This is a genomic window from Halomonas sp. SSL-5 (assembly GCF_030708455.1).
In the GTDB taxonomy this organism is placed as follows: Bacteria; Pseudomonadota; Gammaproteobacteria; order Pseudomonadales; family Halomonadaceae; genus Halomonas.
This window is the reverse complement of the sequence record NZ_JAUYWF010000004.1, coordinates 156,617-180,404: the sequence shown is the minus strand read 5'-3', so window position 1 is coordinate 180,404 and position 23,788 is coordinate 156,617. Positions and strand designations below refer to the sequence as shown.

The 23,788-nt window shown below is 70.0% G+C and carries 21 protein-coding genes; 14 read left to right on the top strand and 7 right to left on the bottom strand.

The window, feature by feature from the left end; genetic code table 11:
* Positions 1-918: a methylenetetrahydrofolate reductase gene (locus tag RAN53_RS06155; protein WP_305795936.1), complete on the top strand. Its 918-nt coding sequence runs from the start codon at positions 1-3 to the stop codon at positions 916-918.
* A 227-nt stretch (positions 919-1,145) separates the two neighbouring features.
* Positions 1,146-1,841 (top strand): glycine zipper 2TM domain-containing protein, encoded by a 696-nt coding sequence (locus RAN53_RS06150; RefSeq protein ID WP_305795935.1) that lies wholly within the window; start codon positions 1,146-1,148, stop codon positions 1,839-1,841.
* A gap of 20 nt (positions 1,842-1,861) precedes the next feature.
* Here the strand turns inward: RAN53_RS06150 and RAN53_RS06145 are convergent, their stop codons facing one another.
* A complete protein-coding gene (locus RAN53_RS06145) occupies positions 1,862-3,238 on the bottom strand; it encodes a glutamine synthetase family protein (protein ID WP_305795934.1) in 1,377 nt (458 codons plus the stop codon).
* Between the two features lie 240 nt (positions 3,239-3,478).
* Here RAN53_RS06145 and RAN53_RS06140 point away from each other — a divergent pair, with 240 nt between their 5' ends.
* The 4 genes from RAN53_RS06140 to RAN53_RS06125 all read left to right on the top strand — a co-directional run bounded on the left by RAN53_RS06140 (position 3,479) and on the right by RAN53_RS06125 (position 7,475).
* Entirely contained in the window at positions 3,479-4,258 is a 780-nt protein-coding gene (locus RAN53_RS06140; protein ID WP_305795933.1) for a gamma-glutamyl-gamma-aminobutyrate hydrolase family protein, read from the top strand.
* Positions 4,245-5,636 (top strand): aspartate aminotransferase family protein, encoded by a 1,392-nt coding sequence (locus tag RAN53_RS06135; RefSeq protein ID WP_305795932.1) that lies wholly within the window; start codon positions 4,245-4,247, stop codon positions 5,634-5,636. Before RAN53_RS06140 ends, RAN53_RS06135 begins: the two co-directional genes overlap by 14 nt.
* Positions 5,633-7,153, top strand: a complete 1,521-nt coding sequence (locus tag RAN53_RS06130; RefSeq protein WP_305795931.1) for an aldehyde dehydrogenase — start codon at positions 5,633-5,635, stop codon at positions 7,151-7,153. Before RAN53_RS06135 ends, RAN53_RS06130 begins: the two co-directional genes overlap by 4 nt.
* A 151-nt stretch (positions 7,154-7,304) precedes the next feature.
* Complete coding sequence (locus tag RAN53_RS06125; protein ID WP_305795930.1) at positions 7,305-7,475, top strand: DUF6435 family protein; 171 nt, start codon at positions 7,305-7,307, stop codon at positions 7,473-7,475.
* Positions 7,476-7,484: 9 nt separating this feature from the next.
* On the opposite strand, the gene RAN53_RS06120 is transcribed toward RAN53_RS06125, so the two are convergent.
* From RAN53_RS06120 to gatC, 4 genes are read right to left on the bottom strand one after another with little or no spacing between them, the layout of a single operon-like run.
* On the bottom strand, positions 7,485-8,036 hold the full coding sequence (locus RAN53_RS06120; RefSeq protein WP_305795929.1) for a cupin domain-containing protein: 552 nt from the start codon (positions 8,034-8,036) through the stop codon (positions 7,485-7,487).
* A 36-nt stretch (positions 8,037-8,072) separates the two neighbouring features.
* Complete coding sequence (gene gatB / locus RAN53_RS06115) at positions 8,073-9,542, bottom strand: Asp-tRNA(Asn)/Glu-tRNA(Gln) amidotransferase subunit GatB (RefSeq protein WP_305795928.1); 1,470 nt, start codon at positions 9,540-9,542, stop codon at positions 8,073-8,075.
* Complete coding sequence (gene gatA / locus RAN53_RS06110) at positions 9,542-11,002, bottom strand: Asp-tRNA(Asn)/Glu-tRNA(Gln) amidotransferase subunit GatA (RefSeq protein ID WP_305795927.1); 1,461 nt, start codon at positions 11,000-11,002, stop codon at positions 9,542-9,544. Before gatA ends, gatB begins: the two co-directional genes overlap by 1 nt.
* A 26-nt stretch (positions 11,003-11,028) precedes the next feature.
* On the bottom strand, positions 11,029-11,316 hold the full coding sequence (gatC, locus tag RAN53_RS06105) for an Asp-tRNA(Asn)/Glu-tRNA(Gln) amidotransferase subunit GatC (RefSeq protein WP_305795926.1): 288 nt from the start codon (positions 11,314-11,316) through the stop codon (positions 11,029-11,031).
* A gap of 172 nt (positions 11,317-11,488) precedes the next feature.
* Here gatC and RAN53_RS06100 point away from each other — a divergent pair, with 172 nt between their 5' ends.
* The 7 genes from RAN53_RS06100 to tldD all read left to right on the top strand — a co-directional run bounded on the left by RAN53_RS06100 (position 11,489) and on the right by tldD (position 21,430).
* On the top strand, positions 11,489-12,526 hold the full coding sequence (locus RAN53_RS06100; protein ID WP_023005904.1) for a rod shape-determining protein: 1,038 nt from the start codon (positions 11,489-11,491) through the stop codon (positions 12,524-12,526).
* Between the two features lie 58 nt (positions 12,527-12,584).
* Complete coding sequence (mreC, locus tag RAN53_RS06095; protein ID WP_414842964.1) at positions 12,585-13,493, top strand: rod shape-determining protein MreC; 909 nt, start codon at positions 12,585-12,587, stop codon at positions 13,491-13,493.
* Positions 13,493-13,987 carry a rod shape-determining protein MreD gene (gene mreD, locus RAN53_RS06090; protein WP_305795925.1) on the top strand — a complete coding sequence of 165 codons (495 nt, stop codon included), beginning with the start codon at positions 13,493-13,495 and terminating at the stop codon, positions 13,985-13,987. Before mreC ends, mreD begins: the two co-directional genes overlap by 1 nt.
* A gap of 13 nt (positions 13,988-14,000) precedes the next feature.
* Entirely contained in the window at positions 14,001-14,597 is a 597-nt protein-coding gene (locus RAN53_RS06085) for a Maf family protein (RefSeq protein ID WP_305795924.1), read from the top strand.
* A gap of 80 nt (positions 14,598-14,677) precedes the next feature.
* Positions 14,678-16,141, top strand: coding sequence for a ribonuclease G (gene rng, locus RAN53_RS06080; RefSeq protein ID WP_305795923.1), 1,464 nt, complete (start codon positions 14,678-14,680; stop codon positions 16,139-16,141).
* A gap of 4 nt (positions 16,142-16,145) precedes the next feature.
* Positions 16,146-19,979, top strand: a complete 3,834-nt coding sequence (locus RAN53_RS06075) for a YhdP family protein (RefSeq protein ID WP_305795922.1) — start codon at positions 16,146-16,148, stop codon at positions 19,977-19,979.
* Positions 19,976-21,430 carry a metalloprotease TldD gene (tldD, locus tag RAN53_RS06070; protein WP_305795921.1) on the top strand — a complete coding sequence of 485 codons (1,455 nt, stop codon included), beginning with the start codon at positions 19,976-19,978 and terminating at the stop codon, positions 21,428-21,430. Before RAN53_RS06075 ends, tldD begins: the two co-directional genes overlap by 4 nt.
* 102 nt (positions 21,431-21,532) lie before the next feature.
* Here the strand turns inward: tldD and yjgA are convergent, their stop codons facing one another.
* Positions 21,533-22,069, bottom strand: coding sequence for a ribosome biogenesis factor YjgA (gene yjgA, locus RAN53_RS06065; protein ID WP_305795920.1), 537 nt, complete (start codon positions 22,067-22,069; stop codon positions 21,533-21,535).
* Between the two features lie 112 nt (positions 22,070-22,181).
* On the opposite strand from yjgA, the gene pmbA reads away from it, so the two are divergent.
* Positions 22,182-23,522 carry a metalloprotease PmbA gene (pmbA, locus tag RAN53_RS06060; RefSeq protein ID WP_305795919.1) on the top strand — a complete coding sequence of 447 codons (1,341 nt, stop codon included), beginning with the start codon at positions 22,182-22,184 and terminating at the stop codon, positions 23,520-23,522.
* Here pmbA and RAN53_RS06055 read toward each other — a convergent pair.
* Complete coding sequence (locus RAN53_RS06055; protein WP_305795918.1) at positions 23,519-23,788, bottom strand: HPr family phosphocarrier protein; 270 nt, start codon at positions 23,786-23,788, stop codon at positions 23,519-23,521. The genes pmbA and RAN53_RS06055 overlap by 4 nt on opposite strands.

Sequence of the window (23,788 nt, the reverse complement as noted above, 5' to 3'; positions counted from 1 at the left end):
ATGAACGAGGCCAATCGGGCCGCGCTGACGGCGGCCCTTGCCCGCCCGATGGAGTCGGCGATCCGCTATGAGTTGCTGCCCATCGCCGGCATGCAGGAGGCGGCTTGCGAGCTGCCGCACGGCGCCGTGGTCACCGTGACCTGCTCGCCGCGCCATGGCCTGGAGCGCACCCTGCAGGCCAGCGAGTGGCTGGTCGGGGAGGGCTTCCGGGTGGTGCCGCACCTTGCTGCGCGGCTGATGCGTGACCGTGCCCACCTGGAACAGGTGCTGGGGCGCCTCGCGGCGCTGGGCATCGACGATGCCTTCGTGGTGGGCGGTGATACCGAGCGCCCGCTGGGAGCCTACCCCCATGGCCTGGCGCTGCTCGAGGCCATGGACGGTCACGCACGACGCCCGGCGCGAATCGGCGTGCCGGTCTATCCGGAGGGACATCCCAGGGTCGAAGCCATGGCGCTGCAGCGTGACCTGGCGGCCAAGGCAGGACTGGCCGACTATGCCGTCAGTCAGCTGTGTTTCGAGGCGGCGCCGCTGCTGGCCTGGCGCGAGCAGCAGCGGCGAGCTGGCCTCTCGCTGCCGGTATATGCCGGGATTCCCGGGGTCATGGAGCCCAGGCGATTGCTGGCCATCGCCCTGCGCCTGGGGCTTGGCCCCTCGGTGCGCGCCCTGCAACGCCAGTCTGGCTGGCTGGCGCGGCTACTGAAACCCTCCCCCTATCGCCCCGATGCGCTGCTTGAGCCATTGGTCACACTGCTGGGCGATCCTCTCGGCGGCTTTGTCGGCCTGCACGTCTACACCTTCAATCGTGTCGCTCCTACCCACCGCTGGCTGGAAGACCGCTCGGGGCTGGTGTCGTCTCCCTCCGCAACGATTGAGCCGGAGGGCCGGGCCGTCACCTCCGCCGGCGAGCCCCTCGCCTGAGCCCTTCGCCTGAGCGCGTCGCCTGTCGCTATCCGGCGACGGTCGGGGAGAGTCTGTGGAAGTCGTTTCCCCCCGCCCCTCGCCAGGGCGCATCATCCTATACTGAGCCTCGTCGGGTGGCGCCGGATCGCGCTGCCCTCTCATCGCCCAAGCCGTCATGGTCACTCACGCCTGGAGCCCGATGGTGTTTTCAGCGAGTGGTCTTCCACTCTTTCAGGAGGTGACAGATGAGCAAGTCGATAGTCGTCGGTACGACCCTGGCCGTGCTGGGCCTGGGAGGCCTGGCCTTCGGCGCCTGGCAGGTCCAGCAGCCGAGCGGGCCGGAGTATGCCGAAATCCTGGCGGTGCAACCAGTGACCCGTACCGTGGAGCGGCCCCGCGAGGTCTGCGAGGACGTGGAGCGGGTGGTGAGCGAGCAGGTGCCGGTCGAGGTGCCGGTTCAGGTACCCGTCGAGACCCAGGCCCCCTCCGGGCCGGCGTCCAGCCGGGACCCCAACCGTATCCTCGGTGGTGCCGCCGGCGCCGTCGTCGGTGGCCTGCTGGGCAACCAGATCGGTGGCGGCAGCGGCAAGAAGATCGCCACCGTGGCCGGTGCCATCGGCGGCGCCCTGGCCGGGCGCGAGGTGCAGGAGCGCGTCGAGGCCCGGCAGCACGCCCAGGCCGGTTCACAGATCCAGTACGAGACCCGTTACGAGACGCGCTACGAGACCCGCGAGAGGGTCGTGACCGAGGAGCAGTGCCGGACGCTCATGGAGGAACATGAGGAGACCCAGGGCTACGACGTCACCTACCGCCTCGATGGCGAGGAGATGTCGCGGCGCCTCGAGACGCCTCCCCAGGCCGAGCGCCTGCCGGTGGTCGACGGCGAGGTGCAGTGGCAGGCCGAGCCCGAGGTCCGGGAGGGCGAATCGACCAAGGTGTAAGCCGCCTACTCGCGACGACGCTAGACGTTGCGCAGGTACCAGTCGGTCTCCAGGCGGCTGACGTGCTGCATGGCCTGGTCGCGCTCGGCGCGGCGGTTGGCCAGGAAGACCCGCAGGAAGTCGGCACCCAGGGCCGCGCCGAGCGGCTCGCTCGCTTCGAGCAGGTCCAGCGCCTGGCTCCAGCTGTTGGTCAGGCTGGGCGGATGCTGGGCATAGGCGTTGCCGGTGACCGGCGGCGGCGGGGTCGACTCCCCGGCGAGACCGTGCTCGATGCCGGCCAGCAGTGCCGCCAGCAGCAGGTAGGGGTTGGCGTCGGCGCCGGCCACCCGGTGCTCGAGCCGCCGTGCGGCGTTGGGGCCCGAGGGGATGCGCACCGCCACCGAGCGATTGTCGAAGCCCCAGGTGGGCGCCATGGGCACGTAGAGTCCCGGCTGGAAGCGGCGGAAGGAGTTGAGGTTGGGGGCGAAAAGCGCCACGCTTGCCGGCATCAGCGCCAGCAGGCCGGCGATGGCCCGTTTCAGCGCCGGGCTGCCCAGTACGTCACCGTCGGCGGCGGCGAAGACGTTGTCCCCGTCCTCGTTCAGCAGGCTGATATGCACGTGGGTGCCGTTGCCCGCCTCGAGGCCATAGGGCTTGGCCATGAAGGTGGCCTCGAAGCCGTGATTCTGCGCCACCCCCTTGATCAGTCGCTTGAGCAGTATCGCCGCGTCGCAGGCGGCCAGCACGTCCGGGCCATGCTTGAGGGTGATCTCGAACTGGCCCGGGGCACACTCCTTGAGCATGGTGTCCAGCGGCAGCTTCTGGACGGCGGCCGCGCTCTGCACCTCACCCAGGAAGTCCGCATACTCGTCGAGTTCGTTCACCGAGTAGAGCTGGCTCTGGCTGGCGCGCTCGCCGGTCATTGGCGAGCAGGGCGGCTGGATCGAGCCGCCGGGGTCGCGCTCACGGTCCACCAGATAGAATTCCATCTCCACGGCGACCACCGGAGCCAGCCCGCGGGCCGTCAGGCGCTCGAGCTGCCGGGCGAGCAGCTGGCGTGGCTCGGCGAAGAAGCCGCTGCCGTCGGGTTCCTGCATGTGCATCAGCAGCTGCGCCTGGCGACCCTGGCGCCGCCACGGCGTGGGCATCAGCGTACCGGGAAGCGGCCGGCACACCCGGTCGGCGTCGCCGCTGTCGAGGCCCAGCCCGGTCTCCTCGATGGTGTTGCCGAGGATGTCCAGGGCGTAGACCGAGGCGGGCAGGTTGATACCCTGGGCATAGGCCTTCTCCAGGTTCTCGGGGGAGACCCGCTTGCCGCGCAGCACGCCGTTGAGGTCGCTGATCAGCAGGTCGATGGCGTCGATCTCGGGGTGCTGCGCGAGGAAGTCCCGGGCCTCGGAGGCGACGTGTGGCGACATGATGGCAGAGTCCCTTGTTCGGCTAGGCGTGGTGCTATCTTTGTGGTGACATGCGCATGTTGTCAAATACTTTACGACACCCGGAGGCTGGTGCCTGTGGGTTGATGCCGACGGGGCTCCATTTTCTAGGGTTTTTCTATGGCGATTGCGGTGTTTTGGCTCTCGCTTGGCATCCGTGTCGGGACAGGCTATGTTGAGCAAAGCATAACATCGAGATTCGTCGACGAAGAGGAGAGCGTAATGTCGTCCCGACCCCTGGTGGGCGTGATCGCCTGCCGCCGCGAGGTGGAGGGCCACCCGGCGCATATGGTCACCGACAAGTACCTGGCCGCGTTGCGCGAGTACGGGCTGGCGCCGGTGATCCTGCCGGTCTGGGAGGACGCCGTGGCCGGCGACCTGCCGGCCCACCTGGATGGCCTGCTGCTCACCGGCAGCTATACCAACGTCGAGCCGGGCCGCTACGGGGCCGAGCGGGAGCCGGAGAATACCCGGGACGATATCCACCGCGACGCCGCGGCCCTGGCCTGGATCCCCGCCGCGCTGGATCTCGGGCTGCCGCTCTTCGCCATCTGTCGCGGCTTCCAGGAGCTCAATGTGGCCTTCGGCGGCACCCTGCACCAGGCGGTGCAGCGGGTGCCGGGCATGCTCGATCACCGCGAACCGGAAGGCGATCGCGAGGCAAAGTATGCCCCGAGCCACGCGATTACCCTGGCGCCCGGTGGCCGGCTGGCCGCGCTCTATCCCGCATCCGACTCCCGGGTGAACTCCCTGCACCAGCAGGGCATCGCCACCCTGGGGCCGGGGCTCGACGCCGAGGCGCATGCCCCGGATGGGCTCATCGAGGCGATCTCGGTGCGCGATGCGACGGGCTTCGCCCTGGCGGTGCAGTGGCACCCCGAGTGGCAGCCCCGCGAGCATCCGCTCTATGACGCTCTGTTCCGCGGCTTCGCCGAGGCGTGCCGGCGCCGCCAGGCCGCCCGACACCCTCAGCCTGGAGCCGTCGATCATGCAGACACCTGACTACCAGCGGCTCGACCGCGCCCACCACCTGCACCCCTTCACCGACTTCAAGGCGCTGGGCGAGGAGGGCAGCCGCATCATCGAGCGCGGCGAGGGCGTCTATATCATCGACTCCGAGGGCAACCGCATCCTCGACGGCATGGCCGGCCTGTGGTGCGTCAACCTGGGCTACGGCCGCGAGGAGCTGGTGGAGGCCGCCACCGCCCAGATGCGCGAGTTGCCCTATTACAACAACTTCTTCAAGACCACCCATCCGCCGGCGGTCAGGCTCGCCGAGACGCTCTGCCGGCTGGCGCCCCCCCATATCAACCGCGTCTTCTTCACCGGCTCGGGCTCCGAGGCCAACGACACCGTGCTGCGCATGGTGCGCCGCTACTGGGCGCTGAAGGGCCAGAACGACAAGCAGTGGGTGATCGGCCGAGAGAACGCCTACCACGGCTCCACCGTGGCCGGCGTCAGCCTCGGTGGCATGGCCCCCATGCACCAGCAGGGCGGCCCGCTGGTGCCGAAGATCGCCCATGTGCGTCAGCCCTATTGGTTTCAAGAAGGGCGCCCGGCGGGCCATGACCCCGACGCCTTCGGCCGGGAGTGCGCCGCGGCCCTGGAAGCGAAGATCCAGGAACTGGGAGAGGATCGGGTGGCCGCCTTTATCGCCGAGCCGGTGCAGGGCGCCGGCGGCGCCATCATCCCGCCGGCGAGCTACTGGCCGGCGGTCAAGGCGGTGCTCGCGAAGTATGACATCCTGCTGGTGGTGGACGAGGTGATCTGCGGCTTCGGCCGCCTGGGCGAGTGGTTCGGCAGCGTCCACTACGGCCTCGCGCCGGATCTGATGCCCATCGCCAAGGGGCTCTCCTCGGGCTACCTGCCCATCGGCGGCGTGCTGGTGGGCGATCGCGTCGCCGACACCCTGATCGAGGAGGGCGGCGAGTTCTTCCACGGCTTCACCTACTCCGGTCATCCCACCTGCGCCGCCGTGGCGCAGAGGAACCTCGAGCTGATGGAGGCGGAGGGCGTGGTGGCGCGGGTTCGCGACGACCTGGGGCCGTATCTGGCCCGGCGCTGGCAGGCCCTCGAGTCGCACCCGCTGGTCGGCGAGGCGCGCTGCCTGGGGCTGATCGGCGCGCTGGAGCTGATCGACCCCGCCACCGGCGAGCGTTTCGACGAGTCGCTGGCCGTGGGCAACCTGTGCCGCGACCTCTGCTTCGCCTCGGGCCTTGTGATGCGCTCGGTGGGCGATACCATGATCATCTCGCCGCCCCTGGTGATTACCCATGCCGAGATCGACGAGCTGGTCGACAAGGCACGCCGAGCCCTGGACGCCACCCTCGAGCGACTCGCCGCCATCACATCCGACACCCACGAGGAGAGCCTGACATGAGCCGCACCGAGATGCCCAAGACCCGGGCCGAGTGGCAGCAGCGCGCCGCCGACCTGACGCTCGAGAAGGGACTCGAGACCCGCGCCTTCATCAACGATGTGTTCGTCGCTGCGGCCAGCGGCGAGACCTTCGAGACCCGCAACCCGGCCACCGGTGAGGTGCTTGCCGAGGTGGCCAGCTGCGACGCCGCCGATGCCGACGTGGCCGTGAGCCATGCCCGCGCCGCCTTCGACGGGGGCGCCTGGTCGCGCCTGGCCCCGGGCAAGCGCAAGAAGGCACTGCTGCGCCTGGCCGACCTGATGGAGGCCGACAAGGCCGAGCTCGCCCTGCTCGACACCCTGGACATGGGCAAGCCGATCTCAAGCTCGCTGGGCGACATCAGCGGTGCCATCGCCTGCTTTCGCTACCAGGCGGAGTGCATCGACAAGCTCTACGGCGAGGTGGCGCCCACCGGCGATGAGGCCCTGGCGCTGGTGCTGCGCGAGCCGCTGGGCGTGGTCGCCTCCATCGTGCCCTGGAACTTCCCGCTGATGATGACCGCCTGGAAGGTGGCCCCGGCGCTCGCCGCCGGCAACAGCGTGATCCTCAAGCCCTCGGAGAAGTCGCCCCTCTCGGCGCTGCGCCTGGCCCAGCTGGCCCATGAGGCGGGCCTGCCCCGCGGCGTCTTCCAGGTGCTGCCGGGCTTCGGCCACACCGTGGGCCGCGCGCTCGCTCTCTCCATGGAGGTGGACTGCCTGGCCTTCACCGGTTCCACCGCGACCGGCAAGCAGCTGATGCAGTATGCCGGCGAGTCCAACCTCAAGCGCCTCTACCTGGAGTGCGGTGGCAAGAGTCCCAACCTGGTCTTCGCCGACTGCAAGGATCTGGACCGGGTGGCGAAGCACGCCGCCGCGGCGATCTTCCATAACCAGGGCGAGGTGTGCATCGCCGGTTCCCGGCTGTTGGTGGAGAACAGCATTCGCGAGGCCTTCGTCGACAAGGTGGTGGCGGCGGCCGAGCGTATGCAGCCCGGCGACCCGCTGGATCCCGACAGCTTCATGGGGGCCATGGTCGACGAGACCCAGTACCAGCGGGTGCTGGGGTTCATCCGCCAGGGCCAGGAGGAGGGCGCCCGACTGCGTGCCGGTGGTGAGGCCACCGCGGTCGATGGCAAGGGGTTCTTCATCCCGCCTACGGTGTTCGATGGCGTCACCCCCGAGATGGCCATCGGCCGCGAGGAGATCTTCGGCCCGGTGCTTTCGGTGTTCGGCTTCGACAGCGAGGAGGAGGCGGTGCGCCTGGCCAACGACAGCGTCTACGGCCTGGCGGCAGGCCTGTGGAGCCAGGACATCGACCGCATCATGCGGGTGACCCGGCGGCTGCAGTCGGGACAGGTGTTCGTCAACAACTGGGCGGGTGGCGACCAGACCATGCCCTTCGGCGGGGTCAAGCAGTCGGGCAACGGCCGCGACAAGTCCCACCACTCCCTGGAGGAGTACTCCGACCTCAAGAGCGTGTGGATGTCGCTGGCCACCTGAGCGCGCCTTCCTTCACGACGCGGCGAGGCCGGCACTCGGGTGCCGGCCTCGCCTTTTCATGTACGGAATTTTTTATAATGTACAGGTTGTGTATAGCTATGTGCCGTCAATGGGCGTAGCCTATCGGGACATCCCCCGGCAGGAGACCCCCATGTTCGGACTCTTCAAGTCAGACCCGACCAAGAAGCTGCAGAAGGCCTACGAGCAGAAGCTCGAGCAGGCGATGCATGCGGCCCGCAACGGCGACATGCGCGCCAACGCCTCCCTCACCGAGGAGGCGGAGGCGCTGCGCGCAGAGATCGACAAGCTCAAGAAGGGCTGAGTCCGGGCCTCAGAAGGCCCGGGCGGGGGTGGCACAGCTGACCAGGCGGCAGGGTTCGCCGCCCGGATTGCGGAAGCGGTGGGGCACGTTGGTCTCGAAGTAGTAGGCCTCGCCGGCCTTCAACATCCGCGACTCGGCGCCGATGGTGATCTCGATCTCTCCCTCCAGCACCACGCCGGCCTCCTCGCCCTGGTGGGCGATCATCTCCCGGCCGGTGTCGGCCCCGGGGGGGTAGGTCTCGATCATGAAGGCCAGCGCCCGGTCGCGGCGATCGGCGCCCACCAGCTTGTAGACGACGTCACCCGCGCCCACGTCGGCGAGGTCCTCGGCCGAGTAGAACACCCGGCGGCCGTTCTCCAGGTCCATGGTGAAGAAGTCACCGACGCTCATGGGGATGGCGTCGAGGATCTTCTTCAGGGAGCTCACCGAGGGGCTCACCTTGCCCTGCTCGATCAGCGACAGGCTGGAGTGGGTCACTCCGCAGCGCTTGGCCAGCTCGCGCTGGGAGATACCGCGCAGGGTGCGCAGGGTGCGCAGCCGTGCACCGACATCATCGGCCATGCCGTAACTCCTCGGCTGTGTCGCTCGCTCCGGGCCTCAGCACAGGGCGTCGAGCTTCTCTTTGAGCAGGCCGTTGACCTGCTGCGGGTTGGCGGTGCCGCGAGACGCCTTCATCACCTGGCCGACGAAGTAACCGATCATCTTGCCACGCTTCTCCGGCTCGGCGTCGCGGTACTGGGCCACCTGGGCGGGGCTGTCCGCGATCACCTGGTCGATCATCGCCTCGATGGCGCCGCTGTCGGTGACCTGCTTGAGCCCCTTGGCCTCGATCACCTCATCGGCACTGGCGCCCTGGCCGTTCCACAGCGCCTGGAACACCTGCTTGGCGGCCTTGCCGTTGATGGTGTCGTCCATCACCCGACCGATCAGCCCGCCGAGCTGGGTGGCGGAGACGGGGCTGTCCTGGATCGCCAGGCCCTCCCGGTTCAGCGCCCCGGAGAGTTCGCCCTGTACCCAGTTGGCGGCCTGCTTGGCATCGCCGCAGGCCTCCTTGACCGCCTCGAAGTACTCGGCCATCTCGCGGCTCGCCGCGAGCACCCCGGCGTCGTAGGCGGAGAGCCCCAGTTCGTCCTGGAAGCGGGCACGCTTCTCGTCGGGCAGCTCCGGCAGGATCTCGCGCAGGTGGTCCACGTAGGCGGCGTCGAGCACCACCGGCAGCAGGTCGGGGCAGGGGAAGTAGCGGTAGTCGTTGGCCTCCTCCTTGGTGCGCATGCTGCGGGTCTCGTCGCGCTCGGGATCATAGAGGCGGGTCTCCTGGACCACCTTGCCGCCATCCTCGATCAGCTCGATCTGGCGCTCCACCTCGAACTCGATGGCGCGCTCCACGAAGCGGAAGGAGTTGACGTTCTTGATCTCGGCGCGGGTGCCGTATTCGGCCTGGCCCATGGGGCGCACCGAGACGTTGACGTCGCAGCGCATCGAGCCCTCGGCCATGTTGCCGTCGCTGATCCCGAGATAGGTGACGATGGAGTGGATCGCCTTGAGGTAGGCGGCCGCCTCCTTCGCCGAGCGCATGTCCGGCTCGGAGACGATCTCCAGCAGCGGGGTGCCGGCACGGTTGAGGTCGATGCCGGTCATGGCGTGGCCCATGCCGTCAGAAAAGGATTCGTGCAGGGACTTGCCGGCGTCCTCCTCCAGGTGGGCGTGGTGCACCCGGATGCGCTTGGCCTCGCCCTGCTCCAGGGTGATCTCCACCTCGCCGGGGCCGACGATGGGGTGATACATCTGGCTGGTCTGGTAGCCCTTGGGGAGGTCCGGGTAGAAGTAGTTCTTGCGGTCGAACACCGAGACCTCGGGGATCTCGGCGTGGATCGCCAGGCCGAACTGCACCGCCATGGCCACCGCCTGCTCGTTGAGCACCGGCAGCACCCCGGGCAGGCCCAGGTCCACGGCGCAGGCCTGGGTGTTGGGCTCGGCGCCGAAGGCGGTGGAGGCGCCGGAGAAGATCTTGGATTGGGTGGCGAGCTGGACGTGGACCTCCAGGCCGATCACGGTTTCCCATTGCATCAGGCGCTCTCCTCGGCAAGCTTGGGACGACGCAGGTGCCAGTCGGTGGCCTGCTGGTACTGGTGGGCGACGTTGAGCAGGCGCTGTTCGGCGAAGTGGGTGCCGAGTATCTGCAGGCCCACGGGGCGGTCGCCCACGAAACCCGCCGGCACGCTCATGCCGGGGATGCCGGCCAGGTTGACGGCGATGGTGTAGATGTCCTGCAGGTACATGGACACCGGATCCTTCTGGGCGCCGAGGTCGAAGGCCGGAGTGGGGGAGGCCGGGCCCATCAGCACGTCGACCTCCTCGAAGGCGTCGAGGAAGTCCTGGCGGATCAGACGGCGCACCTGCTGGGCCTTCTTGTAGTAGGCATCGAAGAAGCCCTCGGAGAGGGTATGGGTGCCGATCAGGATGCGTCGCTTGACCTCCTCGCCGAAGCCCTCGGCGCGGGAGCGCTTGTAGAGGTCGATGAGGTCGCGGGGGGCCTCGCAGCGGTGGCCGAAGCGCACGCCGTCGTAGCGTGCCAGATTGGAGGAGGCCTCCGCCGGGGCGATCACGTAGTAGGCCGGGATCGCGTAGTGGGTGTGAGGCAGGCTGACCTCGCGTACCGTGGCACCCAGCGACTCGTAGACCGCCACCGCCTCGCGCACCGCGGCTTCCACCGCCGGGTCGAGGCCGTCGCCGAAGTACTCCCGGGGCAGGCCGATCTTGAGGCCCGACAGCGGTGCTGCGAGCTCCGTGCGGTAGTCGGGCACCCCGCGCGCCACGCAGGTGGAGTCCCTGGGGTCGTGGCCGGCGATGGCGTTCATCAGCAGGGCGCAGTCCTCGGCGGTGCGCGCCATGGGGCCGGCCTGGTCGAGGCTCGAGGCGTAGGCGATGATGCCCCAGCGCGAGACCCGTCCGTAGGTGGGCTTGAGTCCGGTGATGCCACAGAAGGCGGCCGGCTGGCGGATCGAGCCGCCGGTGTCGGTGCCCATGGCGGCGGGGGCCAGTCCCGCGGCCACCGCGGCGGCGCTGCCGCCGGAGGAGCCACCGGGCACGGCGCCGCTGTCCCAGGGGTTCTTCACCGCGCCGAAGGCGCTGTTCTCGTTGGAGGAGCCCATGGCGAACTCGTCCAGGTTGGTCTTGCCCAGGCTGACGGTGCCGGCGGCCTTGAGCCGCTCCACCACGCAGGCGTCGTAGGGGGCGACGAAGTTCTCGAGCATCTTCGAGCCGGCGGTGGTCAGCACGCCATCGGTGCAGAACAGGTCCTTGATCGCCACGGGCAGGCCGGTCAGCGGGCCGGCCTCGCCGCGGGCGCGGGTGGCGTCGGCGGCGTCGGCGGCGGCCAGGGCCTGTTCCGGGGTCACGGTGATGAAGCTGTTGAGGTCGCCGTCGTGGCGTTCGATTCGCCCGAGCAGGTGTTCGGTCAGCTCGCGGCTGGTGAACTCGCCGGCCGCGAGGCTGGCGGCGAGTTCGGTCAGTGTCTTGTCATGCATGGACCGGAGGCTCCGTAGGCAGTGGCTTACTCGACGACGCGGGGTACCAGGTACAGGCCCTGTTCCACCGCCGGGGCACAGCGCTGGAAGTGGTCGCGTCGGTCGGTCTCGGTGACCTCGTCGGCGCGCAGCCGCTGGGTGGCGTCCAGCGGGTGGGCCAGGGGGGCGACGCCCTCGGTGTCGAGCGCCTGAAGGTGGTCGACCATGTCGAGGATGCGGCCGAGGTCGTCCATATAGTGGGCGGCGTCTTCGTCGGAGAGGCCGAGCCGGGCAAGATGCGCGGCCCTGAGCACGTCAGCGTGTTCAAGCGCCATGAGTCGGGTGTCCTCGAGTGAGAAAAACAGGCCGCTGAAGGTACCATATTCGGCGTCGCGCGGGCAGGGCCTCATGTGCCGTTGCCCCGGGGTTTCGCTTGCTGCCGAGGGGGTGCGGTGATACCGTTTGCCTCCGCACAGGGTTCCCGGACTGCACTAGGTAACGACTTCCATGTTCAAACGCTTGAGGGGGCTGTTTTCCAGCGATCTGTCGATCGATCTGGGGACGGCCAATACGCTGATCTACGTCCGCGGCCGAGGCATCGTGCTCGACGAACCGTCGGTCGTGGCCATTCGCCAGTCCGGCAACATGCGCAGCGTGGCCGCGGTGGGCTCCGACGCCAAGCGCATGCTGGGCCGCACTCCCGGCAACATCACCGCCATCCGACCCATGAAGGACGGGGTGATCGCCGACTTCACCGTCACCGAGCAGATGCTCCAGCACTTCATCCGCAAGGTCCATCAGAGCACCTTCCTCACCCCGAGTCCGCGGGTGCTGGTCTGCGTGCCCTGCATGTCGACCCAGGTGGAACGCCGGGCCATCAAGGAGTCCGCCGAGGGCGCCGGTGCCCGCGAGGTGTTCCTGATCGAGGAGCCCATGGCGGCCGCCATCGGCGCCGGCCTGCCCGTGGAGGAGGCCCAGGGTTCCATGGTGGTGGATATCGGTGGCGGCACCAGCGAGATCGCCATCATCTCCCTGAACGGCATCGTCTATTCCGAGTCCATCCGTGTCGGCGGCGACCGCTTCGACGAGGCGATCATCGGCTACGTGCGTCGCCATTACGGCAGCCTGATCGGCGAGGCCACCGCCGAGCGCATCAAGGAGGAGATCGGCTGCGCCTACCCCGGCGGCGAGCTGCGCGAGATCGATGTGCGCGGCCGCAACCTGGCCGAGGGCATCCCGCGCAGCTTCACCCTCAACTCCCACGAGATCCTCGACGCCCTGCAGGAGACCCTGGCCTCCATCGTCGCCGCGGTGAAGAACGCCCTGGAGCAGTCGCCCCCGGAACTCGCCTCCGACATCGCCGAGCGCGGCCTGGTGCTGACCGGCGGTGGCGCGCTGCTGCGCGACCTGGACAAGCTGATCGCCGAGGAGACCGGCCTGCCGGTGATCGTCGCCGAGGATCCGCTGACCTGCGTGGCACGCGGCGGTGGCAAGGCCCTCGAGATGATCGACCAGCACACCTTCGAGCTGCTGTCCAGCGACTGATCCGGGGAGACGCGTCATCAAGCCGCTGTTCTCGCATGGCCCGCTGCCCGTCTATCGCCTGCTGGTCGTCGCGGTCGTCGCGGTCGGGCTGATGGTCGCCGACCTGCGGCTGACCCGCATGGAGGAGGTGCGTGCCCAGCTCTCCACCGTGGTGGCCCCCGTCCAGTGGGTGGTCAGCCTGCCCAGCAGCGTGCTCAGCTGGGCGACCCTGGCGCTCTCCGACCAGCGCGCCCTGGTCGACGAGAACCGCCGGCTGCGCGAGCAGATGCTGACCCTCTCCCATCGCGTCCAGCGCATGGCGGATCTCACCGCCGAGAACGTGCGCCTGCGCGAGCTGCTCTCCGCCGCACGCCAGCACGACATGCCCTTCATCACCGCCGAGCTGCTGTCGCTGGACCCCGATCCCTTCGCCCATCAGATGGTGCTGGATCGCGGCCGCCGCGACGGGGTGCATGTGGGGCAGCCGGTGATGGATGCCGCCGGCCTGGTGGGGCAGGTGACCTCGGTCTCGGCCTACTCCAGCCGGGTGCTGATGGTGGCCGACGCCAGCCATGCGCTGCCGGTGCGGGTCAATCGCAATGGCCTGCGCTTCATCCTCCAGGGCGGCGGACGCTATGACAGCCTCAGCGTGCTGCACGTCCCCGATACCGCCGACATCCGCATGGGCGACCTGCTGGTCACCTCGGGCCTGGCCGGGCGCTTCCCCCCGGGCTACCCGGTGGCCCGGGTCAGCGAGGTGGTGCACGATCCCGGCGAGCCCTTCGCCCGGGTCAGTGCCGCGCCGGTGGCCCAGCTGCAGCGCTCGCGCCACTTCCTGCTGCTCTTCCCGCCCAGCCAGCTGCGCTTCGATGACCCCGGCTGGGAGGGGGAGGTCGGGGTGACGGCCATCGAGGCCGCCCGGGCGGTGGTCGGTGACGCCGCCGCGCGGGGGGCCGCCCTTCAGGACGCCGACGAGGAGGACCGCTGATGGCCGCTCCCTCTGCCGCCAACCTGGCACTGCCGTGGATCTGGTGCTCCCTGCTGCTGGCACTCTGCCTGCAGGTGATGCCGCTGGCCGAAGGCTGGCAGATCTGGCGGCCCGACTGGCTGGGGCTGATGCTGGTCTACTGGTGCATGAAGACCCCCTATCGGGTGGGCGTCTTCCACGCCTTCGTGCTGGGCATCCTGCTCGACCTGATCGAGGGGGCGGTGCTCGGCCAGAACGCCCTGCTGCTGTCGCTGCTGGCCTTCCTGTGTGCCCTGGTCTATCCGCGCTTCCGGGCCTACTCGCTGCTTCAGCAGGCACTGATGGTGCTGGTGCTGCTGGGCAGCGTGCAGCTCCTCGAACAGTGGCTGCGCACCCTGCTCGGCCCCTTCGCCATCCATCTCTCCTTCCTGACGCCGTCGCTGATCGGCGCGCTGCTCTGGCCCTGGTTTGCCACTCTCTTCAACGCCCTGGGGCGGCGCCTGGCCCGCGACTGACCGGAGCCTGTCAATGTCCGCTACCCTGTCCCCCGTGCTCTGCCTGGCCTCCGCCTCGCCGCGGCGTCGCGAGCTGCTTTTCTCCATCGGCGTGGCCGTGGAGATCCGTCCGGTGGATATCGACGAGACCCCGGCGCCCGGGGAGGGCGCCGAGGCCTATGTGGCCCGCCTGGCCCGGGAGAAGGCGCTGGCCGGTGCGCGCCTCTCCTCGCTGCCGACCCTGGGCTCCGATACCGCCGTGGTCCGCGATGGCGAGATCCTCGGCAAGCCTGAGGGACCGGAGCATGCCGCCGCCATGCTGCGTTCGCTCTCGGGGCGCGAGCACCGGGTGCTCACCGCGCTGGCGGTGACCGGCCCTGCCGGCCTGCTCGAGGCCTGCGTGGCCACCCGGGTAGCGATGCGCGAGATCTCGGACGCCGAGATCGCCGCCTACTGGGCCAGCGGCGAGCCCGCCGACAAGGCGGGAGGCTATGCCATCCAGGGGCGAGGGGCGGTGTTCGTCGAGCATATTGCCGGCAGCCACTCGGCGGTGGTGGGGCTGCCGCTGTTCGAGACCGCCGCGCTGCTGCGCCGCCAGGGAGTGGCGCTGTGGGACGGCACCCTCGTCTGAGATCGCGTCCCAGAACGGCGCCTTGGGTGCGGGCCACTATGTCATAATGGTCGCAAAGCAATCTGGACAAGGATTTCCGCATGAGCGGCGAAGTACTGATCAACCTGACGCCGATGGAGACTCGCGTCGCCGTGGTGGAGAACGGCGTGCTGCAGGAGGCCTTCATCGAGCGCTCCCGCCGGCGTGGCATCGTCGGCAATATCTACAAGGGCCGGGTGGTGAGGGTGCTGCCCGGCATGCAGGCGGCGTTCGTCGATATCGGCCTCGATCGCGCCGCCTTCATCCACGCCCACGAGGTGATGCCCCCCGGCACCCCGGCCGAGGAGCAGCTCTCCATCGGCCACCTGCTGCACGAGGGGCAGGCGCTGGTGGTGCAGGTCACCAAGGATCCCATCGGCTCCAAGGGGGCGCGGCTCACCACCCATCTGTCGGTGCCCTCGCGCTATCTGGTCTACATGCCCGATGCGCCCCACCACGGGGTATCCCAGCGTATCGAGGACGAGCGCGAGCGCGAGCGCCTGCGCGGCCTGATCGAGGAGGCCCAGGCCCAGCAGAGCCTGGAGGTGACCGGCGGCTTCATCGTGCGCACCGCCGCCGAGGGGGTGGGGGTCCAGGAGCTGGCCGCCGACATGCACTTCCTGCTGCGGCTGTGTCGCAAGGTCAGCGAGCGCAAGGTGACTTCCTCGGCGCCCAGCGTGATCTACGACGACCTGCCGCTGTTCATGCGCATCCTGCGCGACGTGATGCGCGACGAGATCGAGAAGGTGCGCATCGACTCCCGGGAGAACTACGTCAAGCTGATCGAGTTCGCCGAGGAGTTCATGCCCGACGCCGTGGAACGCATCGAACACTACGCCGGCGAGCGGCCGATCTTCGACCTCTACAGCGTCGAGGACGAGATCCACAAGGCGCTGGGTCGCAAGGTGCAGCTCAAGTCCGGCGGCTACCTGGTGATCGACCCCACCGAGGCGATGACCACCATCGACGTCAATACCGGTGGCTACGTGGGGCACCGCAACCTCGAGGAGACCATCTTCAAGACCAACCTCGAGGCCGCCACCGCCATCGCCCGCCAGCTGCGGCTGCGCAACCTCGGCGGCATCATCATCATCGACTTCATCGACATGGAGGACACCGAGCATCAGCGCCAGGTGCTGCGCATGCTCGAGAAGTCGCTGGAGCGCGATCACGCCAAGACCAAGTGCACCGGGGTCACCGAGCTGGGCCTGGTGCAGCTGACCCGCAAGCGCACCCGGGAGAGCCTCGAGCAGACCCTCTGCGAGGCGTGCCCGACCTGCGCTGGCCGTGGCACCCTCAAGACCCCCGAGACGGTCTGCTACGAGATCTTCCGCGAGATCCTGCGCGAGGAGCGTGCCTACAGCGCCGAGACCTACATGGTGCTGTCGTCGCAGGCGGTGGTGGACCGCCTGCTCGACGAGGAGTCGGCGGCGGTGGCCGACCTGGAGGAGTTCATCGGCAAGCCGATTCGCTTCCAGGTCGAGACCCACTACTCCCAGGAGCAGTACGACATCGTGCTGATGTGAGCCCATGGCCGTGACCCGCCCGGTGATTCGCTGGACCCTGACCCTGCTGGCCGTGGTGCTGGCAGCGGTGGCGATGCTGACCCTGGTCGCGCGCCTGGCGCTGGGCCTGGCCGATGGGCTGGTGCCGCGGCTGGAGTCACTGCTCTCGGCGCGCTTCGCGGCCCAGGTGCGGATCTCCTCCCTGGAGGGCGGCCTGGCGCGCTTCGACCCGCATCTGCGCCTGGATGGCCTGACCCTGCGCACCCGCGAGGGTGACAGGCCGCTGCTTGACGTGCAGGCGGGCCGGCTGCGCCTGGACACCTGGCAGAGCCTGCGCGAGGGGCTGCCGGTGGTGGAGGATGCCCGCCTCGAGGGGGTGACCCTGCACCTCTACCAGACCCCCGAGGGGGGCTGGCATTGGCCCGACCCCGCCGACCTGCCCCCCGAGCTGCAGCCCGAGGGCGAGTTCGACCTGGAGCGCCTCGACTACTGGGTCGGGGTGCTGCTGCGCCAGCGCGCCTGGGCCGAGCAGGTGAGCGTGGTGCTGCATGGCCGCGAACGGCGCGTCGCCTTCGAGGCGCCGCGGCTGCTGATGACCGGCGACGCCCGTCGCGCCCACCTCGAGGGTGAACTGCGCCTGGTGGGCGACCCCGACATCGCCATGCAGGTGGTCCTGGAGGTGCTGCCGGGCCAGGTAGGGTTCCGCGACTTCGGCGCCGCTCTCCAGGCCGACATGCGCCTCGACAGCCTGGTGGAGCTGGCCGCGGTGCTGGGACGCAATCAGCCGCTGCGCCTCGACGAGGCGCGTGGCGAGGCGCGCCTCTGGGGGCGCTGGCATCGCGGTGCCCTGGCCGATGCCCGCCTCGCCCTGGACATCGAGCGGCTGGCGGTCAGCCACCGGGACGCGGCGGGAGAGCGCCATGACCTGGAGCTCGACGGCGTGACCGGGCGTGGCCAGTGGCTGAAGGGAGATAGCGGTTGGCAGGCCTGGTTCCAGGGCGACGCCGACAGCCCCGATGCCAGCGAGCCCGATGCCCCCGCGTCGCGCTGGGGCCCGGCCTTGCCCTATCGCTGGCACCTGAGCGGCGATGCCGAGGGCTGGTGGCTCAATACCAGCGCCTTCGACCTGGGGTCGCTGGCCGCCTGGCGCGACCGGGTCCCGCTGCCCGAGGCCCTGGCCCGGGTGGTGGACAGCCTCGACCCCCGCGGGCGGGTGATGGGCTTCGGCCTGGGCTTCCGGGAGGAGCAGTGGCAGGCGCGCGCCTCCCTGCGCGGGGTGGAGGCCTCGCCCTGGCAGCAGGCACCGGGCGGCGGGCCCCTCGACATGTGGGTGGAGGCCCGCGGGGGGAACGGGCTGGTGCGCTTCGTCGGCGACGACGCCGCCACGCTGCACTTTCCCGAGGTGTTCGCCGGCCCCATGGCGCTCGAGCACGCCTCTGGCGAGGTGCGCTGGGCCTATGACGGCCCGCGCAGCATGGTCAGTGGCCGCGACCTGCGGGTGGGCTGGAACGGTGCCGAGGTCAGCGGCGGTTTCGGCCTCTCCGTCGGCCGTGGCGCCCGGGGCGGCTTCGGCCTGACCCTGGCCCTCGAGGATGTCGATGCCGTGGAGACGCCGCTCGTTGAGTGGCTGCCGGTGGGCATCCTCGGCGATGAATTGCGCGACTGGCTCGCCGATGGCGTGGCCGGCCGGGTGCCCGAGGGCTCGCTGCGCCTGCATGTGCCGCTCTCCGGGGGCAGTGACGAACGTGTCGCGGCGAACTTCGGCCTCGACCTCGCCATCCGTGACGGGCGCCTGCCCATTGCCCCGGGCTGGCCGAGGCTGGAGGGCGTCGAGGGGCGGATGCGCCTCGACGACGGCGTCCTGGAGGCCGAGGTGAGCCACGCCGAGAGCCTCGGGGTGGAGGCGCACGACGGCCGGGTACGCCTGGCCGACGAGCGCCTCGAGGTGGAGGGCAGGCTGGCCGCCGAGGCCGCCGCGCTGCGTCGTTTCCTGCTGGCCATGCCGGTGGAGGGGATGGAGGCCCTGGATGCCTGGCAGGCCGAGGGGCATGCCGAAGGCACGCTCACCCTGGCGCTGCCCCTGGCCGAGCCCGCGGGCCTCGCGCTGGATATCGCTACCGAGGCCGCCTTCCCGCGCCTGGAGTATCGCCCCCTGGGGCTGGTCTTCCGCGACCTGGCGGGGCCGCTCGCCTGGCGTCAGCGGGGCGAGGCGGGCGGCCTCGAGGGTCGCCTGGAGGGGCGGGCACTGGGCGGGCCGGTGCGCGCCGATATCGATACCCAGGGCGGCGGGCTCGACCTTGCCGGCACGGCCGAGACGAGAGCGCTGCTGGCGCTGGGGGGCGTTTCCGCCCTGGCTGAGCGGCTGGCGGGCCGCCTCGACTGGCGCGGCCGCCTGGGCGTCGACGACGGCGTTTCGCTGCGCCTGGAGAGCACGCTCCAGGGGCTGGCCGCCGACCTGCCTGCCCCGCTGGGCAAGTCGGCGGGGGAGACCCGGCCGCTGCGGCTCGACATGGACCTGACCGAGGGGCGCCTGGAGGGGCGCCTGGGTGAGGTGCTGGCACTGCGCTGGCGGGCGCTGCCCGGTGGCGACAGCGGCCAGGGGCAGGTGTGGCTGGGTCGCCCGGCCTCCGGCAGCTGGCCAACGGGGGCGGGCTGGTGGGTCGACGCCTACCTGCCGAGGCTGTCACCCGCCGCCTGGGGCGAGTCGCTCTCCGGCCTGGTGGGCGCCGGCTCGGGAGCGGCAAGCGGCGCCCAGAATCTGCGCGAGGTGCGCCTGGCGAGTGACTGCCTGCAGCACGACGAGCGCTGTCTGGGTTCCTTCTACGCCACGGCACGCCCCCAATCCGGAGGCGGCTGGCGTCTGGCGCTGGATGGCAGCCTGCTGGAGGGGCAGCTCGATTACCGGCCCCGGCTCGCCGAGCCGCTGGACATCGGCCTGGCGCGGCTCTCCCTGGATGCACTGATGCCGGGCAACCGCGAGGTCGGCTCGCTGTTCGACGAGATCGCCACCCCGCCGGCGCCACAGTCCCTGCCCGGCTGGGTGGCTGATCTCCCCGCTGGTCGCCTGCGCGTCGCCGACATCGAGCGCGCCGGCCAGCGCCTGGGCCCCCTGACTGCCCGCTGGCAGGCCACGCCCGAGCGACTCAGTATCGCTCCCCTGGGCCTCACCCTTGGCGAGATCAGTGCCCGCGGCGAGCTGGTCTGGGAGGCGGCCGGCTCCGGGGCCAGCCTTACCCGTGCGCGTCTCGACCTGGATGGGCGCGACCTGGGCACGGCGCTGGAGCGCCTGGGGCAGGCGGCGGTGATCCGCAGCCAGGAGACCCGGGTCAAGAGCCAGCTGGCCTGGCCGGGGGCGCCCTGGCAGTTTGCCCTGGAGCGCTCACGGGGCAGCGTCGAGGCAGAGCTGCGTGACGGGCGTTTCGTCAACCTGCAGTCCACCCCGGCACGACTGGTGGGGCTGCTCAATATCGACAACCTGGTGCGACGCCTGCGCCTGGACTTCTCCGACGTGACCGGTCAGGGGACCGCCTTCGATCGTGTCAGTGGCGCGGCGACCCTGTATGGTGGCAGTCTCGAGACGCGGGGGCCGGTCGAGGTCGTGGGGCCCGCCACCCGCTTCTCCCTGGATGGCAGCGTCGAGCTGGCGCGGCGGGAACTCGACATGCGGCTGGGTGTCACGGTACCCGTCAGCCGCAACCTGCCGCTGGCCGCGGTGATCGCCGGCGCCCCGGTGGTAGGCGGGGCCCTGTTTATCGCCGACCGCCTGTTCGGTGATGCCATCGACAGCGTGACCCGAATTCATTATCGCGTGCTCGGTCCCTGGACCGCGCCGCAGATCTCAGTGGAAAGCGCCGAATGACCCAAGCGAGACACGCACTGCTAGACGAAGCCGCCGGTATCCTGCTGGCTCCCGGCGGCCTCTCCCTGGACGACCTGGACGCCGGCCTCGGCCACGCCCTGGGCCCGGGCATCGACTATGCCGACCTCTACTTCCAGCGCAGCTGGCATGAGGGCTGGGTGCTGGAAGACGGTGAGGTCAAGGAGGCCAGCTACAACATCGACGGCGGGGTGGGCGTGCGCTCCCTGGCCGGCGAGAAGACCGGCTTCGCCTACTCCAACCAGATCACCGCCGACGCCCTGGGCGAGACCGGGCGCACCGCCGCGGGCATCGTGCGCAGCGGCAGCCGCCTGACCCTGGGTGCGGCGGTCGCCGTCGCCCCCCAGGCGCGCTATGCCGGGGTCGATCCGCTCTCCGGCCTTTCCGCCGAGGAGAAGGTCGCCATGCTCAAGCAGGCGGATCGCGTGGCCCGGGCCGCCGACCCCTCGGTCAGCCAGGTCAGTGCCTCGCTCTCCGGGGTCCATGAGGTGGTGTTGGTGCGCGCCAGTGACGGCACCCTGGCGGCGGATATCCGTCCCCTGGTGCGCTTCAACGTCAGCGTGATCGCCGTGCGTAATGGCCGTCGCGAGCGTGGCAGCGCCGGTGGCGGTGGTCGCTATCCCATGTCGCGCCTGCGCGACGAGGGCGTGGCAGAGCGCTATGCGAAGGAGGCGGTACGCCAGGCGCTGGTCAACCTGGACGCCGTGGATGCGCCGGCCGGCCAGCTGCCGGTAGTGCTGGCGCCGGGCTGGCCCGGCATCCTGCTCCACGAGGCGGTGGGCCACGGCCTGGAGGGCGACTTCAACCGCAAGGGCAGCTCCGCCTTCGCGGGTCGCTTGGGGCAGCGCGTCGCCGCACCGGGCGTGACGGTGGTGGACGATGCCACCCTGGGCGATCGCCGCGGCTCTATGAGCGTCGATGACGAGGGCACCCCGGGTCAGCACACGCCGCTGATCGAGGATGGCATTCTCACCGGCTACATGCAGGACAAGCTCAACGCCCGGCTGATGGGCATGGCGCCCACCGGCAACGCCCGCCGTGAGTCCTTCGCCCACCTGCCCATGCCGCGCATGACCAACACCGTCATGCTGGCCGGACAGGACGATCCCGCCGATATCATCAAGAGCGTCAGGCGCGGCATCTATGCGGTGAGCTTCGGCGGCGGCCAGGTAGACATCACCTCGGGCAAGTTCGTGTTCTCGGCGAGCGAGGCCTACCTGATCGAGGATGGCCGGATCACCGCCCCGGTGAAGGGTGCGACGCTGATCGGCAACGGCCCCGAGGTGATGGGGCAGGTGTCGATGATCGGCCATGACATGGAACTGGACAGCGGTATCGGCGTCTGCGGCAAGGAGGGCCAGGGCGTGCCCGTGGGCGTCGGCCAGCCGACCCTCAAGATCGACGAGCTGACCGTGGGCGGTACTGCGTCATAAAGCTGTGGCCAGGTCGGGGTCAGACCCCGGCGGCGTCGATATGGCTGGTAAGGCGCACGATGATGGGCCTGCTGGCTCGGCCGGGGTCTGACCCCGGCGGCGCTATAGTCCGGCAATATCGCGGATCAGCTTGAACAGCTTGCGGGCGCTGGCCGGGGGCTTGCCCTTCTCGCGCTCACGCTGGGCGTTGCGGATCAGCTGACGCAGGGCCTGGCGGTCGGCGTCGGGGTAGTCGGCCACGAAGGCCTCCACCGCGGCGTCTCCCTCGTCGACGAGGCGGTCACGCCACTTCTCGAGGCGATGGAAGGCGTGGTCGCGGCGCAGCGTCTCCTGCTCGATCTCGTCATGGACGGCGCGGATCGCCTCGAGATCCTCGCGGCGCATCAGCTTGCCGACGTACTGCATATGCCGTCGCCGCCCCTCGTGGGAGCGGATGCGTGCGGTCTCCTCCACGGCGGCGAGCATGTCGTCGGAGAGCGGGAAGCGCGCCCGCTCACCGGGTGTCATGGCGATGATCTGTTCGCCCAGCGCCTGCAGCGCCTGCATCTCGCGCTTGAGCTGGGACTTGCTGGGGCGTTCGTCGTTGTCCGGCTGCTGAAGGACCTGGTCGAGCAGCTCGCGGGGAGATTCCTGGGACATGCCGCTTCCATCGGTTGGGGGCTGGGTGTCCCGACAGTATACCAGCCCGCTTCACCGGGCTGAGAATGAACATCACAGGCGCGGCCCGCGGGCCCGCCGAAGGAGGATAGAGATGACTCAGGCTTTCGATGCCGCCGCCCAGCAGAGCCAGCTGGAGAGCCGTTCCCGACAGGCAGTGGAGCTGGCCCGCAAGCTGGGTGCCGACGCCTGCGAGGTGGGCGCCAGCGTCGACCAGGGCGTCGGTGTCAGCGTTCGCGAGGGCGAGGTGGAGACCGTCGAGCTCTCCCGCGATCAGGGCATCGCGGTGACCGTCTATCTCGGGCAGCACAAGGGCAGCGCCTCCTCCACCGATGCCGGAGAGGCCTCCATACGCGCCGTGGTCGAGAAGGCCATCGCCATCGCCCGCTATACCGGCGAGGATCCCGCCGCCGGCCTCGCCGATGCCGAGCTGATGGCCACCCATCTTCCCGACCTCGACGTGCACCATCCCTGGGCGCTCTCCACCGAGGAGGCCATCGACCTGGCACTGGCCTGCGAGGCCGCCGGCCGCGGCAAGGCCGGGATCAAGAGCTCCGACGGGGCCTCGCTCTCCAGCGGCGAGGGGGTGCGGGTCTACGCCAACAGCCACGGCTTCCTGGGCAGCCAGCGCGGCAGCCGCCACTCCCTCTCCTGCATGCTGATCGCCGAGGATGCCGCCGGCATGCAGCGTGACTACGACTACACCAGTGCCCGGGACCCCCGTGACCTGCTGGCCCCCGAGCGGGTCGGCGAGAGCGCCGCCGCGCACACCCTGCGGCGCCTCGGCGCGCGGCGCCCGGCCACCGGACGCCTGCCGGTGCTCTTCGATCCGGACCTGGCCGCGGGGCTGGTCGGCTCGCTGATGGGCGCCATCGCCGGGGGCTCGCTGTTCCGTCAGGCCTCCTTCCTCTGCGACCGCCTCGGCGATGGGCTCTTCCCCGAGTGGTTCAGCCTGCAGGAGAAGCCCATGGAGATCGGCGCCATGGCCAGTTCGCCCTTCGACAACGATGGCGTTCAGACCCGCGACAATGTCTTCATCGACAAGGGGCGCCTGGCCAGTTACATGCTCTCGGCCTACAGTGCGCGGCGCCTCGGCATGCCGACCACCGCGAATGCCGGTGGCGCCCGCAACCTGCGCATCGCGGCACCGCTGGCATCACGCGATGAGCTGCTCGCCCGCATGGGGCGGGGGGTGCTGGTCACCGAGCTGATGGGGCAGGGGGTGAACGCCGTCACCGGCGACTACTCGCGGGGCGCGGCCGGCTTCTGGGTGGAGAACGGCGAGATCCAGTACCCGGTGGAGGAGTTCACGATTGCCGGCAACCTGGAGGCGATGTTCCGGGGGCTCTCCGGCGTGGGCAGCGATATCGATACCCGCGGCAGCATCCATACCGGCAGCTGGCTGATCGACGAGATGACCGTGGCCGGCGGCTAGTCATCCTCGTCGAAGCGGGCCTCGAACAGCGCCTCAACGGCGTCGAGGGCCGCCTCGGCGTCCTCCCCCTCGGCGCTGACGGTGAGCTGGGTGCCGCAGGGGGCGGCAAGCATGAGCAGTGACATGATGTTGTCGGCCTCACCCTGCAGGGGGCCATTGGCCACGCGGATGCGGGCCGTGAAGGGCTGGCAGCACTGCACCAGCCGGGTGGCGGCGCGGGCGTGTAGCCCACGCTTGTTGGTCAGGGTCAGCTTGCGTTGCGGCAC

Excerpts from the sequence above, each read along its gene's own strand:
- RAN53_RS06155 (WP_305795936.1), top strand. The coding sequence starts at position 1 with ATGAACGAGGCCAATCGGGCCGCGCTGACGGCGGCCCTTGCCCGCCCG.
- RAN53_RS06150 (WP_305795935.1), top strand. The coding sequence starts at position 1,146 with ATGAGCAAGTCGATAGTCGTCGGTACGACCCTGGCCGTGCTGGGCCTG.
- RAN53_RS06145 (WP_305795934.1), bottom strand. The coding sequence starts at position 3,238 with ATGTCGCCACACGTCGCCTCCGAGGCCCGGGACTTCCTCGCGCAGCAC.
- RAN53_RS06140 (WP_305795933.1), top strand. The coding sequence starts at position 3,479 with ATGTCGTCCCGACCCCTGGTGGGCGTGATCGCCTGCCGCCGCGAGGTG.
- RAN53_RS06135 (WP_305795932.1), top strand. The coding sequence starts at position 4,245 with ATGCAGACACCTGACTACCAGCGGCTCGACCGCGCCCACCACCTGCAC.
- RAN53_RS06130 (WP_305795931.1), top strand. The coding sequence starts at position 5,633 with ATGAGCCGCACCGAGATGCCCAAGACCCGGGCCGAGTGGCAGCAGCGC.
- RAN53_RS06125 (WP_305795930.1), top strand. The coding sequence starts at position 7,305 with ATGTTCGGACTCTTCAAGTCAGACCCGACCAAGAAGCTGCAGAAGGCC.
- RAN53_RS06120 (WP_305795929.1), bottom strand. The coding sequence starts at position 8,036 with ATGGCCGATGATGTCGGTGCACGGCTGCGCACCCTGCGCACCCTGCGC.
- gatB (WP_305795928.1), bottom strand. The coding sequence starts at position 9,542 with ATGCAATGGGAAACCGTGATCGGCCTGGAGGTCCACGTCCAGCTCGCC.
- gatA (WP_305795927.1), bottom strand. The coding sequence starts at position 11,002 with ATGCATGACAAGACACTGACCGAACTCGCCGCCAGCCTCGCGGCCGGC.
- gatC (WP_305795926.1), bottom strand. The coding sequence starts at position 11,316 with ATGGCGCTTGAACACGCTGACGTGCTCAGGGCCGCGCATCTTGCCCGG.
- RAN53_RS06100 (WP_023005904.1), top strand. The coding sequence starts at position 11,489 with ATGTTCAAACGCTTGAGGGGGCTGTTTTCCAGCGATCTGTCGATCGAT.
- mreD (WP_305795925.1), top strand. The coding sequence starts at position 13,493 with ATGGCCGCTCCCTCTGCCGCCAACCTGGCACTGCCGTGGATCTGGTGC.
- RAN53_RS06085 (WP_305795924.1), top strand. The coding sequence starts at position 14,001 with ATGTCCGCTACCCTGTCCCCCGTGCTCTGCCTGGCCTCCGCCTCGCCG.
- rng (WP_305795923.1), top strand. The coding sequence starts at position 14,678 with ATGAGCGGCGAAGTACTGATCAACCTGACGCCGATGGAGACTCGCGTC.
- RAN53_RS06075 (WP_305795922.1), top strand. The coding sequence starts at position 16,146 with ATGGCCGTGACCCGCCCGGTGATTCGCTGGACCCTGACCCTGCTGGCC.
- tldD (WP_305795921.1), top strand. The coding sequence starts at position 19,976 with ATGACCCAAGCGAGACACGCACTGCTAGACGAAGCCGCCGGTATCCTG.
- yjgA (WP_305795920.1), bottom strand. The coding sequence starts at position 22,069 with ATGTCCCAGGAATCTCCCCGCGAGCTGCTCGACCAGGTCCTTCAGCAG.
- pmbA (WP_305795919.1), top strand. The coding sequence starts at position 22,182 with ATGACTCAGGCTTTCGATGCCGCCGCCCAGCAGAGCCAGCTGGAGAGC.